The sequence below is a fragment of the Neisseria sp. P0021.S006 genome, assembly GCF_051956895.1.
Map to the genome: position 1 here is coordinate 1 of NZ_JBQCWZ010000941.1, position 572 is coordinate 572.

A 572-nucleotide genomic window follows, 5' to 3' on the forward strand; every position below is an offset into this window, starting at 1 on the left:
GTTTATTAAGAAAGCGGCCATGCCGTACCCATTGTGCGGCTGATTCATAATCCTGTTGTTCAAATGCTTGTTGTAAATCTTGATATAGGCTGCTTTGTACTTCTTGAATTTCTTGATCCAGTGCCCGGATGGCATCATGGTTTTGTTCTATTTGTGCATCCATCAATGTTTCCCGCCATTCCATTTGCTGCATGAGGAATTCTGGTGAAAACGAAGTGTGTTCAGGTGCATCAGCATCGATATTTTGGCTTTTCAAGAGATAAGCAGCCCGATCAATAGGACTTTTTAATGTGCGGTAGGCATCATTAATTGTAGAAGACATCATAACGGCTTGTTTCTGCTCAAAAGCTGAAGCAGAAGCAAATTTATCAGGATGAAATCGGGCAGCTAAAGCCCGATAGCTTTGTTCGAGTGCTTCGGTATCAATATTGAAAGATGGCTCAAGCTGGAAGAGGTTGAAGTATTGAGACATGATATTAAAGGAAAAAATCTAAAGAAGAGGATTATTTTACGATATAATCCGGAAACTGTTTATATGAAAGGAAAACAATATGACCGGTAAGGTGCAACAC

Annotated in this window: 1 protein-coding gene; it reads right to left on the minus strand. The window is 39.9% G+C overall.

What is annotated here, in order from left to right:
* A partial coding sequence (hscB, locus tag ACTHUM_RS18030; protein WP_440403689.1) for a Fe-S protein assembly co-chaperone HscB occupies nucleotides 1–472 on the minus strand: 472 nt, incomplete at its 3' end.
* Nucleotides 473–572 lie beyond the last annotated feature (100 nt).